At 71.1% G+C, this 16,526-nt stretch carries 16 protein-coding genes and 1 tRNA gene; 3 read left to right on the top strand and 14 right to left on the bottom strand.

The features are described 5' to 3' along the window. Positions 1–13: 13 nt before the first annotated feature. Together pth and HQK15_RS00165 are read right to left on the bottom strand one after the other, a co-directional pair. Entirely contained in the window at positions 14–595 is a 582-nt protein-coding gene (gene pth, locus HQK15_RS00160) for an aminoacyl-tRNA hydrolase (RefSeq protein WP_173489434.1), read from the bottom strand. Next, positions 592–1,251, bottom strand: coding sequence for a 50S ribosomal protein L25/general stress protein Ctc (locus HQK15_RS00165; RefSeq protein ID WP_173489435.1), 660 nt, complete (start codon positions 1,249–1,251; stop codon positions 592–594). The genes pth and HQK15_RS00165 overlap by 4 nt, the downstream gene beginning before the upstream one ends. A gap of 303 nt (positions 1,252–1,554) precedes the next feature. On the opposite strand from HQK15_RS00165, the gene HQK15_RS00170 reads away from it, so the two are divergent. Next, a complete protein-coding gene (locus HQK15_RS00170) occupies positions 1,555–3,651 on the top strand; it encodes a glycoside hydrolase family 16 protein (RefSeq protein WP_173489436.1) in 2,097 nt (698 codons plus the stop codon). Between the two features lies 1 nt (position 3,652). On the opposite strand, the gene HQK15_RS00175 is transcribed toward HQK15_RS00170, so the two are convergent. The 7 genes from HQK15_RS00175 to HQK15_RS00205 all read right to left on the bottom strand — a co-directional run bounded on the left by HQK15_RS00175 (position 3,653) and on the right by HQK15_RS00205 (position 9,861). Further along, positions 3,653–4,369 (bottom strand): hypothetical protein, encoded by a 717-nt coding sequence (locus HQK15_RS00175; RefSeq protein WP_173489437.1) that lies wholly within the window; start codon positions 4,367–4,369, stop codon positions 3,653–3,655. A gap of 27 nt (positions 4,370–4,396) precedes the next feature. Then, entirely contained in the window at positions 4,397–5,374 is a 978-nt protein-coding gene (locus HQK15_RS00180) for a ribose-phosphate diphosphokinase (protein WP_173489438.1), read from the bottom strand. Continuing rightward, entirely contained in the window at positions 5,367–6,830 is a 1,464-nt protein-coding gene (glmU, locus tag HQK15_RS00185; RefSeq protein ID WP_173489439.1) for a bifunctional UDP-N-acetylglucosamine diphosphorylase/glucosamine-1-phosphate N-acetyltransferase GlmU, read from the bottom strand. The genes HQK15_RS00180 and glmU overlap by 8 nt, the downstream gene beginning before the upstream one ends. A 45-nt stretch (positions 6,831–6,875) precedes the next feature. Further along, positions 6,876–6,957: transfer RNA gene (locus HQK15_RS00190), tRNA-Gln, on the bottom strand. A gap of 28 nt (positions 6,958–6,985) precedes the next feature. Next, positions 6,986–7,756: a methyltransferase domain-containing protein gene (locus tag HQK15_RS00195; RefSeq protein WP_173489440.1), complete on the bottom strand. Its 771-nt coding sequence runs from the start codon at positions 7,754–7,756 to the stop codon at positions 6,986–6,988. A gap of 52 nt (positions 7,757–7,808) precedes the next feature. Further along, on the bottom strand, positions 7,809–9,146 hold the full coding sequence (locus tag HQK15_RS00200; protein WP_173489441.1) for an amidase family protein: 1,338 nt from the start codon (positions 9,144–9,146) through the stop codon (positions 7,809–7,811). A gap of 16 nt (positions 9,147–9,162) precedes the next feature. Next, positions 9,163–9,861 carry an SDR family NAD(P)-dependent oxidoreductase gene (locus tag HQK15_RS00205; RefSeq protein ID WP_173489442.1) on the bottom strand — a complete coding sequence of 233 codons (699 nt, stop codon included), beginning with the start codon at positions 9,859–9,861 and terminating at the stop codon, positions 9,163–9,165. Between the two features lie 78 nt (positions 9,862–9,939). Here HQK15_RS00205 and HQK15_RS00210 point away from each other — a divergent pair, with 78 nt between their 5' ends. After that, positions 9,940–10,428 carry a MarR family winged helix-turn-helix transcriptional regulator gene (locus tag HQK15_RS00210; RefSeq protein ID WP_173489443.1) on the top strand — a complete coding sequence of 163 codons (489 nt, stop codon included), beginning with the start codon at positions 9,940–9,942 and terminating at the stop codon, positions 10,426–10,428. A 34-nt stretch (positions 10,429–10,462) separates the two neighbouring features. Then, positions 10,463–12,244, top strand: coding sequence for an ABC-F family ATP-binding cassette domain-containing protein (locus HQK15_RS00215; RefSeq protein WP_173489444.1), 1,782 nt, complete (start codon positions 10,463–10,465; stop codon positions 12,242–12,244). A 328-nt stretch (positions 12,245–12,572) separates the two neighbouring features. Here HQK15_RS00215 and HQK15_RS00220 read toward each other — a convergent pair whose 3' ends face one another. The 5 genes from HQK15_RS00220 to HQK15_RS00240 all read right to left on the bottom strand — a co-directional run bounded on the left by HQK15_RS00220 (position 12,573) and on the right by HQK15_RS00240 (position 16,521). Further along, positions 12,573–13,490 (bottom strand): 4-(cytidine 5'-diphospho)-2-C-methyl-D-erythritol kinase, encoded by a 918-nt coding sequence (locus HQK15_RS00220; RefSeq protein WP_173489445.1) that lies wholly within the window; start codon positions 13,488–13,490, stop codon positions 12,573–12,575. 68 nt (positions 13,491–13,558) lie between these two features. Beyond that, a complete protein-coding gene (locus tag HQK15_RS00225) occupies positions 13,559–14,116 on the bottom strand; it encodes a nucleotidyltransferase family protein (protein WP_173489446.1) in 558 nt (185 codons plus the stop codon). Then, positions 14,109–14,903 carry an ABC transporter permease gene (locus tag HQK15_RS00230; RefSeq protein ID WP_173489447.1) on the bottom strand — a complete coding sequence of 265 codons (795 nt, stop codon included), beginning with the start codon at positions 14,901–14,903 and terminating at the stop codon, positions 14,109–14,111. The genes HQK15_RS00225 and HQK15_RS00230 overlap by 8 nt, the downstream gene beginning before the upstream one ends. After that, the gene (locus tag HQK15_RS00235; RefSeq protein ID WP_173489448.1) at positions 14,900–15,688 is read right to left on the bottom strand and encodes an ABC transporter permease; all 789 of its coding nucleotides are present in this window, start codon (positions 15,686–15,688) and stop codon (positions 14,900–14,902) included. The genes HQK15_RS00230 and HQK15_RS00235 overlap by 4 nt, the downstream gene beginning before the upstream one ends. Beyond that, positions 15,688–16,521, bottom strand: coding sequence for an ABC transporter ATP-binding protein (locus tag HQK15_RS00240; protein ID WP_367649003.1), 834 nt, complete (start codon positions 16,519–16,521; stop codon positions 15,688–15,690). Before HQK15_RS00240 ends, HQK15_RS00235 begins: the two co-directional genes overlap by 1 nt. Positions 16,522–16,526: the final 5 nt, after the last annotated feature.

Genomic DNA, 16,526 nt, shown 5'->3' on the forward strand with positions numbered 1-16,526 from the left:
TCGACGATGTCATCTAGCGGTTGAACGCACTCTGGGTCTGGTCGAGTCCCACCGTGATGAGGCTCTCGACGGCGTCGGCGGCCTCCTCGACGTACGTCGGGAGGTCCTTGCGCTCGGTCGACGAGTACGGCTTGAGCACGAAGTCGTGCACGTCCTGACGCCCCGGTGGACGGCCGATGCCGACGCGCACTCGGTAGTAGTCGCCGGTGTCGAGCGACTGGCGGATCGACTTCAGCCCGTTGTGGCCGTTGTCGCCGCCGCCGTGCTTGATCCGCAGCATGCCGAAGTCGATGTCGAGCTCGTCGTGGATCGCGATGACGTGATCGGGCTCGACGCCGTAAAACTTCGCGAGCGTCGAGACCGGTCCACCGCTCTCGTTCATGTACGACCGAGCGCGGCCCAGGACGACCCGCTCACCGGCGAGCCGTCCCTCGACGACGTCAGCACGACCGCTCTTGTGCTTCTTCCAGCCCAGCGCCTTGGGCGTCCCGCCCATGCGAAGCGCGAGGGCGTCGGCCACCATGTAGCCGATGTTGTGGCGCGTGGAGGCGTACGCCGGGCCCGGATTGCCGAGCCCGACGACGAGCCAGGTCACTCTGACTCGGCAGCAGCCTCAGCCTCGGCCGGAGCGTCGTCGCTCTCCGACTCGGGAGCGTCGTGCTCGATGCCGGCCTCGGCCTCGGCCTCGGCGAGCTCGGCCTCGAGCTGAGCCTCGGTCGGGGCGCCAGTGACGTTGACGATCAGGAGGTCCTCGTCGACCGCGAGCGACGAGCCCTGGGGCAGCTCGATGTCCTTGGCGAGGATCTGGTCGCCCGCGTCGAGTCCCTCGACCGAGACCTCGAAGGCCTCGGGGATGTGGGTCGCCTCGGCCTCGATCGCGACGGACGCGTTCTCCAGGATGACCAGGTTGCCGCTGATCGCGTCGCCGACGGTGCTGATGCGGACGTCGACGGTGACCTTCTCGCCCTTGCGGACGATGAGCAGGTCGGCGTGCTCGATGAAGCCCTTGAGCGGGTCGCGCTGGACCTGCTTGGGGATCGCGAGGTGCTGGTCCGACCCGAGGTCGATCGTCAGCAGCGCGTTGGAGTTCTTGAGCGCCAGCATGAGCTGGTGGCCCGGAAGGGTCACGTGGACCGGGTCGGAGCCGTGTCCGTAGAGGACGGCCGGAACCTTGTCCTCACGACGGATGCGGCGGGCGGCGCCCTTGCCGAACTCGGTGCGTGCTTCGGCGGCGATCTTGATCTCGGCCACGGGAAATTCTCCTGATGGGATACGTCATGGGGTGAAACGAAGGTCAGTGGTGGCTCGGGAGGCGCTCGACACAGCACTCCTGTGGAGCGCCCTGTCGATCACGGTCCGGAAGGACCCTCGCCGAGGCAACTGAGCAAGTCTATCGCAGCGGGCTGCCGCTGCCCTAATCAGCGTTTCCACCCGCCGTGAGCCCCGCGCTCCCTATACTGACACTGACTGGGAGGTTCGAGTCATCGCTTGGGAGGGCGGTGACTCTTCGGCGACGACGTGCGTGGGCCCCTCGGCTAGGGAGAGGGAGAGCTCATGAATGCCACCACAGCGTGGCGTGGTCTTGCGACGGCCCGACGCGCCGTCACCACCGCCATCGCCATGTCCGTGCTCGTCACCGTCTGGGGGGCTTCGGCTGCATCCGCAGCGAGCGAGCCGGCCGCGCTGATGGAGTACTCGACCACGTACACCACCGAGGAGACCGTGACGGTCACGGAGACCGCCACGATCAACGGGTTCACCGGCACCGGCAAGGCCACGGCGACTGCGTCGGCCACCGCGACTGGGACGGCCCAGGCCGCCACCTACTGGGAGGTCTACTACTGGGCCGTCCAGGACGCCTACACCAAGGCGTCCGCCGAGGCGAAGGCCAAGGCCGACGCCATCGCCCGCCCCATCGCCAAGGAACGCGCGGAAGCCGATGCTCGCGCCAAGGCCGCCGCAGCGACCCAGCTGCTCGAGTACACCGCGTCCTACACGAGCACCGAGACCGTGACGGTCACGGAGACCGCCACGATCGGCGGATTCACCGGCACCGGCAAGGCCACCGCCACCGCCTCGGCCACCGCCAGCGCAACCGCCAAGGCCGCCACCTACTGGGAGGCCTACTACTGGGCCGTCCAGAACGCGTACACCAAGGCCAAGGCCGACGCCATCGCCAAGGCCGACGCCGTCGCCCGCCCCATCGCCAAGGAACGCGCCGAGGCCGACGCCCGCGCCAAGGCCGCGCTCATCGAGTACACGGCCAGCTACACCACCTCCGAGACCGTCACGGTCACCGAGACCGCCACGATCGACGGATTCACCGGCACCGGCAAGGCCACCGCCACCGCCTCGGCCACCGCCAGCGCAACCGCCAAGGCCGCCACCTACTGGGAGGCCTACTACTGGGCCGTCCAGAACGCCTACACCAAGGCCACCGCCGACGCGAAGGCCAAGGCCGACGCCATCGCCCGCCCCATCGCCAAGGAACGCGCCGAGGCCGACGCCCGCGCCCAGGCCGCGGCCGTGCCGGTCGTCATCAAGACGTCCGTCACCGTCACACAGGACGAGAGCGTCACCGTCACCGAGGAGGCGACGATCGACGGGTTCACCGGCTACGGCACCGCGACCGCGACCGCGAGCTCCACCAAGACCGCAGAGGGCAGCGGCGCGACGTACTGGGAGGCCTACTACTGGGCGTTCCAGAACGCGTTCGCCCTCGCGAGCGAGGACGCCAAGTCGACGGCGGACGCCGAGGCGCGGGCGACCGCGCTGGAGCGCGCCAGGGCCGACGCCCAGGCGCAGGCCGATGCGGCCGCGCAGGTGCCCGACCCCGACCCGACCGACCCGACCGACCCGCCCGCCGGCCCGTCGTGCGGACCCGAGGTCCTCAAGGCCGACGGCTCGCCGTGGACCTGCACCTTCGTCGACTCCTTCAGCGGGACGTCCCTCGACCGCGACAAGTGGGTACCGGTCGAGACCGCGACCACCAGGTTCGGCGGCGGCGACTGCTTCATGGACGCTGCGGAGAACGTGTACGTCCAGGACGGCTCACTGCGCCTCGCCACCAAGTGGCGCAGCGTGCCGATCACGTGCGACCACCCCACCCGTCAGGTCACGTCCAACTACACCTCCGGCTCGGTGACCACCAACGGCAAGTTCTCGCAGGCCTACGGTCGGGTCGAGATCCGCGCCGCGATGCCCCAGACCGACGGCCCCGGCATGCACTCGGCCCTGTGGATGGTGCCGGACGAGCCGACCTTCTACGGCGGGTGGCCGCTGTCAGGCGAGATCGACATCTCCGAGTTCTTCTCGGCCAACGCCGACCGGCTCATCCCGACGCTGCACTACGACTCGCTGATCCCCTTCCCCGAGCGGACGAACAACTACTGCATGGTCTACAAGCCGACCGACTTCCACACCTACCTGCTGGAGTGGACGACGACGAAGCTGAAGATCTCGATCGACGGCACCACGTGCCTCGACCACACGATCAGCCCACTGGCCCCGTTGCTCGGCAGCGCGCCGTTCAACCGCAAGTTCAACATCAACCTGACCCAGGGGCTGGGCGTCGAGGGGAACACGTTGCCTGCCGGCAAGCAGGTCGACGAGACGACCCTCAAGATCGACTACGTCCGCGTCTGGTCCTGAGTCAGGGCTCGACGGGGCGGTCCGGAGCACCTGGTGCTCCGGACCGCCCCGTCGCACGCCAGACGAACCAGGCGGTTGCCGCGAACACCGCGAGGAGCACGACGGTCACGACGACGGCGTCGGCCCCGCGCTCGAGATCTGTCGTGCCGGTCACCACGCTCACGAGCACCGGCCCACCCACGAACGCGGCCAACGCCGCAGCCACCGCGGTGACCACGACCCGTCGCGGCTGTGACATCGGCGAAGCCTGCGGCGCCGTGCTGCCCCAGGCCGGGAGGGCACCCGGCGCGGCGCGGGTCGCCCCGGCCACGTCGAGCGCGACGACGCTCGGCAAGAGCCACCACGTGGCCGCCGCACCGATCAGGGCCAGGAGGACGAACGCCACCGGCGCCTGGACCGCCAGCAGCGGCGACGTCGTGAACAGCGACAGCGCGCCCGCCGTGGCACCACCCGCGCCGGCTCCGTAGGCTCGTCGCCGCTCGGCCGTGCCGGTCGAGGTCGCGGCGACGCCCCGCCCGACTGCCAGCCCGGCGATGCCCACGACCAGTCCGACGACCAGCCCGATGATCGCGGCGATGGCGTAGAAGATCGGCAGGTCCTCGCGGTCGGCGAAGTCGGGGATGTCATCGGTCCCGAACAGCACCAGCGCGAGCAGCAGGCCGACGAGCAGCCCGACGGCCGACCCCACGGCTCCGCCCCAGAGCACGACCTTGCCCATCGCTGCCCCCCGGCGCTCGCTACGGCCTCAGGACTTGAACAGGCTCGTGACCGAGCCTTCCTCGAACACCGCCGCCGTGGCCTGGGCCAGCAGCGGGGCGATCGAGAGGACCGTCAGCTTGTCGAAGCGCTTGTCGTCCTCGATCGGCAGCGTGTTGGTCACGATGACCTCGCACGCCGTCGAGTTCTTGAGCCGGTCGACGGCCGGCCCGGAGAAGACAGCGTGGGTCGCGGCGATCACGACGTCCTCGGCGCCGTCGGCCATGAGCGCCTCGGCCGCCTGGACGATCGTGCCGCCGGTGTCGATGAGGTCGTCGACCAGGATGCAGACGCGGCCGGTGACGTCACCGACGACGCGGTTGGCCTTGGACTCGTTGGGACGGCGCGGGTCGCGGGTCTTGTGGATGAACGCCAGCGGCGCCCCACCCAGTGCAGCGGCCCACTGCTCGGCGACCTTGATGCGGCCGGCGTCGGGCGAGACGACCGCGAGGTCCTTCTTGCCGTAGCGCTTCTTGACGTGGCGCGTGAGGATCGGCATCGCGAGCAGGTGGTCGACGGGCCCGTCGAAGAAGCCCTGGATCTGCGCGGTGTGCAGGTCGACCGTCATGAGGCGGTCGGCGCCCGCGGTGAGGAACAGGTCGGCCATCAGGCGGGCCGAGATGGGCTCGCGACCCAGGTGCTTCTTGTCCTGGCGGGCGTAGCCGTAGAACGGCAGGATCACGGTGATGCGCTTGGCCGAGGCGCGCTTGAGCGCGTCGATCATGATGAGCTGCTCCATGATCGCCTCGTTGATGGGCGCGGCGTGGCTCTGCAGCACGAACGCGTCGCAGCCGCGGACCGACTCGTCGAAGCGGACGTAGATCTCACCGTTGGCGAAGTCGTAGGCCGTGGTCGGGACGACCTCGATCTCGAGGAGGTCGCCGACCTCCTTGGCCAAGGTGGGGTGCGCCCGTCCCGAGAACAGCAACATGTTGCGGGTGGGGGTCCGCTTGGACAGGCTACTCACCGGTTGCCTCCTGGTGGGGTTCGGCCTCGGCCGCTTCTGACGATGCCGTGCTCGCGGCGCGGGCTGACGAGGTGCCGGGCCGTTTGGCCGCGGTCCACCCGTCCATGGTCCTCTGTGGCCCTGCGCTGACTGCCAGCGCCCCCGGCGGGACGTCCTCGCGGATCGTCGAGCCGGCTCCCGTGAACGCGCCGTCCCCGACGGTCACGGGGGCGACGAACGTGTTGTTGGAGCCGGTCCTGGCGTCGCGCCCGATCGTCGACCGGTTCTTGGTGACGCCGTCGTAGTTGGCGAAGATCGTGCCCGCGCCGACGTTGGCTCCCGCCCCGATGTCGGCGTCACCGACGTACGACAGGTGGGGCACCTTGGCGCCCGCTCCGAGCGTCGAGTTCTTGACCTCGACGAACGTGCCGATCTTGCCGCCGGCCCCCAGGTCAGCCCCCGGACGTAGGTACGCGAACGGCCCGACCGACGCGTCGGCCCCGACGACCGCGTCGGAGCCGTGGGTGCGCTCGACCGTGGCCCGCTCACCGACCTCGACGTTGCGCAGCGTGGTGTCGGGGCCGATCGTCGCGCCGGCCCCGACGACGGTCGCACCCAGCAGCTGCGTGCCGGGCAGGATCGTGACGTCGGGAGCGAGCGTGACCGCCGAGTCGATCCACGTCGTGGCGGGATCGACGATCGTGACGCCCTCGGCCATCCAGTGGTCGGTCAGGCGACGGTTGAGCTCACGGCCCAGACGGGCCAGCTGCGCGCGGTCGTTGACGCCCTCGGTCTGCCAGACGTCCTCCAGCACGTGGGCGCCGACCGGGAGGCCCTCGGCGACCGCCTTGGCCACGATGTCGGTGAGGTAGAGCTCGCCCTGGGCGTTGGAGGCCTCGAGCGACTGTACGGCGCGCGACAGGAACGGGCCGTCGACGACGAGGATGCCGCTGTTGATCTCGGTCAGCGCCAGCTCGTCGGCCGACGCGTCGCGGTGCTCGCGGATCGCGGCGACTCCCCCGTCGGCGTCGCGCACGATGCGTCCGTAGCCCGTGGGGTCGTCGACGTCCGCGGTGAGGATCGTGACGCTGCGCCCGGCCGCCCGGTGGTCGACGAGCAGCTCGGAGAGCGTCTGGGCCGACAGGAGCGGGACATCGCCGTACGTGACGACGACCGTGCCGCCCGGCTCGCTGCCCAGCGACTGCAGCGCCACGTGCACGGCGTGGCCGGTGCCGTTCTGCTGCTCCTGCACCGCGAGGACGATCGCAGGGTCGTAGGCCGCGACGGCCGCCGCGACCTGCTCACGGTCGTGCCCGACGACCGCGACCGTCGTGCGCACGCCCGCTCCGGAGACCGCGACGAGCGCGTGCTCGAGCATGCTCCGCCCCGCGATCTCGTGCAGGACCTTGGCACGGGAGGACTTCATCCGCGTGCCGGCACCTGCCGCCAGCACGATCGCTGTCACCTGGTCTGTCACCGGACTCCTTCGTCGCTCGGCACGGGCCGGCACCGGCTGTGGTGCTGGCTCCCCGGGTAGGAGTCGAACCTACGTCGCTTGTCCGCATTCAAAGTGCGGCGGGCCCTGCCGGCAGACCAACCGGGGATTGCTGTGGCCCCCCGAGCGTACCGGAGTCAGTCGCGACGGCGGGCGACGACGAACGTCCGGCGGAACGGGAACACCGTGCCCGTGGTGCGGCGCGGGTAGGCCTCCCGCAGGGCCGCGCGGTACGCCGCCACGAATGCGTCGCGCAGGTCGTCCGGCAGCGCCTGCAGGTAGGGCCGCGCGCCGGTGCCCGACACCCAGTCGAGCACCGGGTCGTCACCGTCGAGCACGTGGAAGTAGGTCGTCTCCCACAGGTCGACGTCCCAGCCCCGATCGGTGAACAGGTCGAGGTAGGCCACCGGGTCGGTGCCACGATCCGCCCGGATGTCGCTCGTGTGCTCGGCGAACGCGGCTTCGCTGGCGATGTCACGCAGCAGCGTGTGGCTGGGCGAGTCGTAGTTGCGCGGCACCTGCAGCGCGAACGTCCCCCGCGGCGCGACGTGGTCCGCCAGGCGGCCGATGACGTCGAGCTGGTCGGGCACCCACTGGAACAGCGCGTTGGAGACGACGAGGTCGACCGGCGCGTCCGGGCTCCAGGTCGAGACGTCGGCCAGCTCGTACGTCGTCGCGGGGTCGTCGTTGGAGCCAGTCGCCCGGTCAATCATCTCGGCCGAGGAGTCGACGCCGTGGATCGCGGCGTCCGGCCACCTGGCGCGGAGCACCTCGGTGAGGTGGCCGGGGCCGCAGCCGAGGTCGACGATCGTCTCGGCGTCGGACTGCACGCGGGCGACCAGGTCGACGAACGGCCGCGAGCGGTCGTCGGCGAACTGCAGGTAACGGGTCGGGTCCCAGGTAGGCATGACGCCGACGCTACGTCGCCTTTATCTTGATGTCAAGACTCTTGACATCAAGTCAAAGTCGGCGCTCGAGCTGCGCGGCCACGGCCATCAGGCGGGCATCGTCGCCGCGACGGGCGACCAGCTGCACCGCCAGAGGTAGCCCCGCAGCGCTCGTGCCGGCCGGCATCGAGACCGCCGGGACGCCCGCGTGGTTCCACTGCGCCGTGTAGGGGTAGAACGCGTTCATCCCCAGCACCGTGGCGAGCCCGCCCTTGCCCTTCCAGCGCTCGACCTCGACCGCGGGCCCCGACATCACGGGGGTCAGCAGCACGTCGACGCCGAGGTCGTCGTGGACACGGCCGCCCCACTCGCGCCCCTTGCGCCGGGCCCACTCGATGCTGCGGGCGCCGAAGGGCCAGCCGAGCCGGGCGATCGAGCGGGTCCGTGGCTCGAGCCGGGCCGGGTCGTCGACCCCGTCGGCACCATCGCGGATGCCGGCGAGGTAGCGCACCGTCAGCGCCTTGGCGGCCAGGCCGTACGGGACGTCGATCTCGGTGACGGTGTGGCCGGCGGCGCGCAGGGTCGCTGCCGCCTCCAGCAGGGCGGACCGCACCTCGGGATCGAGCGGGAGGGCCTTCGTGGCGGCGGAGGCGCTGAACGACAGCCCGACCCGCAGGGGCTCCGGAGTGCTCGTCGCGGCCTCGACGAGGGAGGTCGTGAACGTGCCGAGGGTGTCGAGGAAGAGCGCGCTGTCGGCGAGGGTGGTCGCGACGCACCCCTGGGTGGAGAGGTCGTGCCACCCGCCCGAGCTGGGCATCGTGCCGTGCGTGGGCTTGAAGCCGACCAGCCCGCAGCACGCCGCCGGGATGCGGATCGAGCCGGCGCCGTCCGACGCCGTCGCGATGCCGACCGCGCCCGCGGCGACCAGGGCGGCCGAGCCGCCGGACGATCCCCCCGAGGTGCGGGCGAGGTCGTGGGGGTTGCGGGTGATGCCGGTCGCCGCGGACTCGGTGAACCCGAAGATCGCCAGCTCGGGCAGCGTCGACTTCGCGACGACCACCATGCCGGCGGCGCGCACCGCCGCGACCAGCTCGGCGTCGCCGGAGGCCACCCGCGACGTCGCCCGGCTGCCCAGACCGGTCGTGTGGCCGGCGACGTCGAGATCGTCCTTGACCACGATCGGCACGCCCAGCAGCGGCCCGGCCTCCCCCGCGGCGCGGCGCCGGTCGGCCTCGTCGGCGGCCGCGAGCGCGTCGGCCTCGAAGGTCCGGACGACGGCGTTGAGGCGCGCGTCCTCCCGCTCGATCGCAGCGAGCGTCGCCACGACCAGGTCGCGCGACGTCAGCGTCCCAGCGGCGAGCAGCTCGCCCTGGCGGGTGGGTCCGGCGGCAACCGCCTCGACAGCGTCCATGGCGCGACCGTATCCCTCAGGCGTCCGTGAACGCGTCGGAACCGAGGACCTTCTCGTCATCGACGATCGCGCGGACGATCCGCTCCGCGACGGCCTCCGGCGCGAGCCCCGCAGGGAGCTTCGGCGCCGTGCCCGCGACGGGACGGTCGGCGAGACCCGTCTCGGTGTGCGGCGGCCGGACGTCGACGACGCGGATCTTGCGGCGACGCAGCTCGGTGGCCGCGGCTGCACCGAAGGCCGCCAGGCCGGCCTTGCTCGCACTGTAGGCGGCCATGCCGGCCATCGGCCGCTCCGCGACGACGGCGCTGATCTGCACCGCGAAGCCGCCGGCGGCGAGGTGCGGCACGGCGGCCCGCAGGGTGCGGATCGGTGCGATGAGGTTGAGCAGCATCAGGTCGTCGAGCACGTCGTCGTCGACGTCGGCCGCGTCACCGAACGCCACGACACCGGCGGCGTAGACGACGCCGGTCAAGGGGCCGCCGCCGGCGACGGCCTCGGCCACCACCTGGTCAGGGGCTCCCGGCAGACGCAGGTCGGCGGGCGTCGACCCGGCGACCGCGTCGCCGAGGTCGGCAGCCAGACCGGCCACCCGCTCCTGCGAACGGCCCGACAGCCACAACCGAGCGCCCGCGTCCGCGAGCCGCCGCGAGATCGGTGCACCCAGCCCGCCGGTGGCTCCGAGGACGAGGACGTGGGCTCCGGCGAGATCGGTCATGTCCTCCATGGTCGGGCGTCCGGCCACATCCCGCGACACAAACAATCTCGACATCAAGAATCTTGATAGACTCCAGGCATGGAGGACGACGTCGACCGGCTCATCGTCGCATGGCAGCGCGAGCGTCCTGACCTGGACGTCTCGCCGATGCACGTGCTGAGCCGGGTCACCCGGCTCGCCCTGCACCTCGACCGCGCCCGCAAGGACGCCTTCGCCGACCACGACCTCGAGCCCTCGGAGTTCGACGTCCTCTCCGCCCTGCGCCGCTCGGGCGAGCCCTACCAGCTCTCCCCCGGGCAGCTCGTCCAGGAGACCCTCGTGACCAGCGGCACGATGACCAACCGCGTCGATCGTCTCGTCCGCAAGCAGCTGGTCGAGCGGCTCCCCGACCCGGCTGACCGCCGCGGCGTCCAGGTGCGACTGACCCCTCAGGGACGTGTCGCGGTCGACGGCGCGCTCGACGCCCTGCTGGCTGCGGAGCAGGACCTGCTCGGCGGCCTGTCGCCCCGGGACGCGACCCGGCTGGCCGATGCGCTGCGCGAGCTGTCCCAGCCCTTCGACCGCTGAAGGGGCCTGCGGCGACGCACTCTAGACTCCTTTGGTGGCTCATCTTCTCGGCGTGGAACAGATCGCGCTCGACTTTCCCACCAAGACCGTCTTCGAGTCGGTCACGATCGGCATCGACGAGGGCGACCGCATCGGCATCGTGGGACGCAACGGCGACGGCAAGTCGACGCTCCTGCGCATCTTCGCCGGACGGCTCCAGCCCGACTCCGGACGGGTCACGACCCGCGGCGGCGTCACGATCGGGATGCTCGACCAGACCGACACCCTCGACCAGGCCGGCACCGTCGGCCACGCGATCGTCGGCGACAAGGCCGACTACGAGTGGGCCGGCGACGCCAAGATCCGCGACGTCATCGCCGGCCTCGTGTCGGACATCCCCTGGGACGCGACCGTCGGGACGCTGTCGGGTGGCCAGCGGCGCCGCGTCGCCCTGGCCCGCCTGCTGGTCGGCGACGACGACGTCCTGTTCCTCGACGAGCCGACCAACCACCTCGACGTCGAGGGCATCACCTGGCTCGCCGGGCACCTCAAGAAGCGCTGGTCCGCCACCGCCGGCGGCCTCCTGGTCGTGACCCACGACCGGTGGTTCCTCGACGAGGTCTGCACCGCGACCTGGGAGGTGCACGACGGCATCGTCGAGCCCTTCGAGGGTGGCTACGCGGCCTACATCCTGCAGCGGGTCGAGCGCGACCGTCACGCCTCGGCGACCGAGGCCAAGCGACAGAACCTCATGCGCAAGGAGCTCGCGTGGCTGCGGCGCGGCGCACCCGCGCGGACGTCCAAGCCGAAGTTCCGCATCGACGCCGCCAACGAGCTGATCGCGGACGAGCCGCCGGCACGTGACCCGATCCAGCTCAAGCAGATGGCGACGTCGCGCCTGGGCAAGGACGTCGTCGACATCCTCGACGTCTCGGTGTCGTACGACCACGAGGTCCTCAAGGGCGTCGAGTGGCGCATCGGGCCCGGCGAGCGCACCGGCATCCTGGGCGCCAACGGTGCCGGCAAGTCGACGCTGCTCGGGCTCGTGACCGGCAAGGTCGAGCCGACGTCCGGCCGGGTCAAGAAGGGCAAGACGGTCAAGGTCGTCACCCTGACCCAGGAGCTCGACGAGCTCAAGGACGTCGGCTCCGACCGCGTCAGCGACGTCGTCGGACGCCAGCGCACCGCCTACGTCTCCGGCGGCAAGGAGATGACCCCGTCACAGCTGCTCGAGCGGCTCGGCTTCTCCAGCGCGCAGATGTCGACGCCGGTGCGAGACCTCTCCGGCGGGCAGAAGCGCCGGCTCCAGCTGCTGCTGATCCTGCTCGACGAGCCCAACGTGCTGGTGCTCGACGAGCCGACCAACGACCTCGACACCGACATGCTGGCCGCGATGGAGGACCTCCTCGACTCGTGGCCCGGCACGCTGCTCGTGGTCTCGCACGACCGCTACCTGCTGGAGCGCATCACCGACCAGCAGTACGCGATCCTCGACGGGCACTTCCGCCACCTGCCCGGCGGCGTCGACCAGTACCTGCGTCTTCGCAAGGAGCAGGACACCCCGGCCGCGTCCAACCCGTCGTCAGCCGGACACGTCAAGGCGTCGAAGCTCTCCAGCGCCGAGGAGCGCACCACCCGCAAGGAGGTCGCGTCGATCGACCGCAAGATGGAGAAGCTCACCGCGCGCATCGATGCGTTGCACGTCGAGCTGGCCGAGCACGATCCGTCGGACGTCCCCGGTCTGCTCGCCCGGTCCACCGAGGTCAAGGACCTCGAGGCCCAGGTCGCCGCTCACGAGGAGCGCTGGCTCGAGCTCACCGAGCTGCTCGAGGCCTGACCGTCCTCCCGGCCCGACCCGGGAGGTGGATCTGCAACCTCATCCGCCCGCCGCCCGGCCGGGACGGTGGATCTGCAACCTCATCGGCCCGCCGCCCGGCCGGGACGGTGGATCTGCAACCTCATCGGCCCGCCGCCCGGCCGGGACGGTGGATCTGCAACCTCATCGGTCGTCATACTGTTGCGGATCCACCTGGGCGTGACGGGACAGGTTGCGGATCCACCTGGGCGTGCCAGGAGGGGTTGCGGATCCACCTGGGCGTGCCAGGAGGGGTTGCGGATCCACCCGGACGTGCCGGGACAGGTTGCGGATCCACCTCCCCGGGCGGTCAGCCGAGGCGGGCGCCGTGGACGGGGCCGCGTGACTGGACGACGTCGGCGCACCCCGCCGCGCTGCTGAGCGCGAACGCGATGTCGAGGCTGTGCTGATCGTCCGACGCGAGGAACAGCGCGGTCGGACCCGAGCCCGACAGGATCGCTCCCAGCGCCCCGGCCTCGATGCCGATCGAGAGGGTGTCCTCGAGCTCCGGGCGTAGCGAGAGCGCCGCCTCGGTGAGGTCGTTCGACAGCGCGTCGCCGAGCGCCTCGGCGTCACCCGCGCGCAGCGCCGCCAGGAGGGCGTCCGGCACGACGGGTTCAGGCACCGTCGCGCCCTCGTTGAGCCGGTCGAACTCGGCATAGACCGCCGCCGTCGACAGTCCTTCGTGGGCCATCGCGAAGACCCAGTGGTACGAGCCACGTGCCAGCACCGGGCTGATGGTCTCGCCGCGCCCACCGCCGATCGCGTTGCCCCCGTGCAGCAGGAACGGGACGTCGCTGCCCAGCCGCGCGGCGAGCTGCTCCAGCGACGACCGCGACAGACCCGTGCCCCAGGCCTCGTTGCAGGCCACGAGCGAGGCGGCCGCGTCGGCCGATCCACCGGCCATGCCACCGGCCACCGGGATGACCTTGCGGATCGCGAGGTCGGCCCCGAGCGTGACGCCCGTGCGCTCCTGCAGGAGCCGGGCCGCCTTGACGGCGAGGTTGTCGGCGTCCTCCGGGACGATCGCGACCTCCGACTTGGCGTCGAGGTCCGAGTGCACCGTCACCGTGATCTCGCCGTCGTCGCGCGACGTCGCCCGCACCTCGTCGTGCAGGTCGACGGCCTGGTAGACGGTCGCGAGCGGGTGGTAGCCGTCGTCGCGCACGGGCCCGACACCCAGGCACAGGTTGATCTTCGCGGGGACGCGGACGTTGGCAGAGCTCACCTGCTCAACCTAGTGGCTGCACCGCTTCGGGGTCGCCCGGCACCTGAACCGGCGGCGAGGACTGGCGCTCATGCGACCTCGACCTCGGCTGCGCCGTCGAGGCCCGTGCAGTCGATCGCCGCCGCGCCGTGGGCGGCGAGATAGCTGCCGGCCCCGGCGCCACTCGTCAGGGCATGGGCCAGCGGGCTCCAGTGGTCGCGGCCGACGAGGACCGGATGGCCGGCGACGTCGCCGTACGTCGCCCGGCGCAGGTCGACCGCTCCGGCGTCAGCAGCGACCCGGCGGATCGCCTCCGTCACCAGTCCGGGCAGGTCGACGAGGGTGACCACGACCGAGGCGGCATCGGACGAGACGCATGCCTGCAGACCCGCGAGCAGCGCCGCGGACCCGCCCCCGTGTCCGCCCCGCGCGACGACCACGCCGATGCCGGGCGGCACGAGGTGCAGGGCCGTCTCGGCCATCGCCCCGAGGACGACCAGCACGTCGTCGCACCCGCCGCCCTGCAGGGCCGTCGTGGCCTGCTCGAGCCACGGCGCACCCTCAGGCGTACGGGCGAGGGCGTCCGGCACGCCGCACCGGCTCCCCGCTCCCGCGGCGAGCACCAGACCGATCCGGCCCTCAGCCACGACCCACGTTCTGCCCGTAGCGGGTGAGCACGAACGACTCCGCGAGCTGCGCCAGCATGTAGCCCATCACCGAGACGATCGTGACGACCACGATCAACGACCAGAGCTTGTCGTACTGGTAGAGCGCGAGCGAGGTGTTGACCGCCTTGCCGACGCTGTCGGTCGTCGTGAAGTACTCCGCGATCAGTGCGCCCGTGATCGCGCCGGGCACCGAGATGCGGATCGCGGCGAAGATCGACGGCAGCGCCGAGGGGTACGCGACACGGCGCAGCACGTCCCACGACGTGCCGCCGTAGACCGCGACCACGTCGCGCATCTGCGGGGTGACCGAGCGCAGGCCGAAGGCGATGTTGACCAGCGCCGGGAAGAGCACGACGATCCCGCTCATCACCGCGACGCACCAGAAGCCGTTGCCGAACAGCAGCGTGATGACCGGGGCCAGCGCCACGAGGGGCACCGTGCGGACCACCATGACGAGCGGCATCGTCGCCGCCTCGATGCCGCTGAACAGCACCATCGCCGTGGCGAGCAGGGTCGCGGCGGTGAGCCCCGCGACGAAGCCGATGCCGGCGTCGAGGATCGTCTGCCCCAGGGGGCCGAACACCTCCGAGCGGTTCTTGCCGGCGTCGTCGTCGGTGAACAGGTGCGCGACGACGTCCTGCGGCAGCCGGGTCGTGAGCTCGCTGACGCCCGTCCACGACACCAGGGCGTACCAGACGAAGATCGACGCGGCGATGACGAACAGGAAGTTGACGACAGGCCGGCCGACCAGGAAGACGGTCCTCATCGGGCGACCCCCGACGACCACGGCGCCACGGCACGGCCGATGAGACCGAGGATCAGGTAGGCCAGGCCCGAGACGATCGCGCAGCCGATGCCGAGCGACCAGGCCAGCGCCGTCTCACGGTTGTTCTGGCTGAGGATCAGCGACGGTCCGACGCCGATCTCCAGGTGCCGGTCGAAGTACTCGCCCAGCAACGCCCCGAGAAACGCTGCTGGTGCCGCGATCTGCAGCGTGCTGAACAACGCCGGCAGCGCCGAGACGAGCCGGACGCGGCGGAACTGCTGCAGCCGGCTGCCGCCGTAGACCTCGACGACGTCGAGCGTCGACGTGTCGGCCGCCCGGAACCCCAGCACCGCACCGACGACGGTCGTGAAGAACACCGACACCGCGGCCAGGTCGATCGCCGTGGCGGAGAGGCCGCCCTTCTCGGGGATCTCGTGCACCGTGATGAGGATCGGCGCGAGCACCACGATCGGGAGGCAGTAGGTGATGACCGCGAACTGCATGACGACCGGCTCGATGATCGGGACGAGCAGCACGACCATCGCGGTGGCGAGCGCGAGCCCGACGCCCACGAGATAGCCCCAGCCCGACTCCTTCAGCGTGATCGAGAAGACCCGTTGGTAGTAGTCCCAGCCACGCTCGCCGAAGACGTCGAGCACCTCCGGCGGGGTCGGGATCTGGAAGTTGCCGAGCACCGTCGCCGCGGCGATCCACCAGATGGCGATCGTGGCGACGGCGCCGACGACACCGATCGTGACGGTGCCGAGACGTTCGCGGCTCAGCATCAGTCGACCGCCGCTCCGCCAGCACCGAACAGCAGCTCGGAGGCCTGGTCGTGCAGCGCGTGGAACTCCGGCGTGCGCATCATCTCCGGCGTGCGGGGACGAGGCAGGTCGACGTCGATGACCTCCTTGATGCGACCGGGACGCGGGCTCATGACGGCGACCTTGTCGGACAGGAAGATCGCCTCGGAGATGCCGTGCGTGACCATCAGCGTCGTCGCCGGCTTCTCGGTCCAGATGCGCAGCAGCTCGAGGTTGAGCCGCTGGCGCGTCATGTCGTCGAGCGCGCCGAACGGCTCGTCGAGCAGGAGCACCGACGGCTTGACGACCAGCGACCGGGCGATCGACACGCGCTGACGCATGCCTCCTGAGAGCTGGGCTGGCTTGGCCTTCTCGAACCCCTGGAGGCCGACCAGCGCGATGAGTTCCTTGACCAGGGCGTCGTCGGGCTTCTCCCCCGAGACCTGGAACGGCAGCCGGATGTTGGACTCCACCGAGCGCCACGGCAGCAGGGCGGCGTCCTGGAACGCGATGCCGAGCTCGTGGGCACGACGCAGCTCGGCCGGCGACTTGCCGTCGACCACGGCGCGGCCGCTCGTCGCGGTCTCGAGCCCCGCGAGGATCCGCAGGATCGTCGACTTGCCGCAGCCCGAGGGCCCCAGCAGCGACAGGAAGCTGCCCTTGTCGGTGTGCAGGGTCGCGCCCTCGAGCGCGACGACCTCCTTGCGTCCGACCGTGAAGGTCTTGGAGAGGTCCTGGATGTGCAGGCCGGTGCCGGCGGAGGGAACCCCGAGGTCGGGGTTCCCTCCGCCGGCCGGCGTCGAATCGATCGTCACAGATG

It is taken from the genome of Aeromicrobium stalagmiti, assembly GCF_013283745.1.
Classification (GTDB): Bacteria; Actinomycetota; Actinomycetes; order Propionibacteriales; family Nocardioidaceae; genus Aeromicrobium; species Aeromicrobium stalagmiti.

Coding starts and splice junctions, on each gene's coding strand:
- HQK15_RS00170 (WP_173489436.1), top strand. CDS start 1,555: ATGAATGCCACCACAGCGTGGCGTGGTCTTGCGACGGCCCGACGCGCC.
- HQK15_RS00175 (WP_173489437.1), bottom strand. CDS start 4,369: ATGGGCAAGGTCGTGCTCTGGGGCGGAGCCGTGGGGTCGGCCGTCGGG.
- HQK15_RS00195 (WP_173489440.1), bottom strand. CDS start 7,756: ATGCCTACCTGGGACCCGACCCGTTACCTGCAGTTCGCCGACGACCGC.
- HQK15_RS00200 (WP_173489441.1), bottom strand. CDS start 9,146: ATGGACGCTGTCGAGGCGGTTGCCGCCGGACCCACCCGCCAGGGCGAG.
- HQK15_RS00205 (WP_173489442.1), bottom strand. CDS start 9,861: ATGACCGATCTCGCCGGAGCCCACGTCCTCGTCCTCGGAGCCACCGGC.
- HQK15_RS00210 (WP_173489443.1), top strand. CDS start 9,940: ATGGAGGACGACGTCGACCGGCTCATCGTCGCATGGCAGCGCGAGCGT.
- HQK15_RS00230 (WP_173489447.1), bottom strand. CDS start 14,903: ATGAGGACCGTCTTCCTGGTCGGCCGGCCTGTCGTCAACTTCCTGTTC.
- HQK15_RS00235 (WP_173489448.1), bottom strand. CDS start 15,688: ATGCTGAGCCGCGAACGTCTCGGCACCGTCACGATCGGTGTCGTCGGC.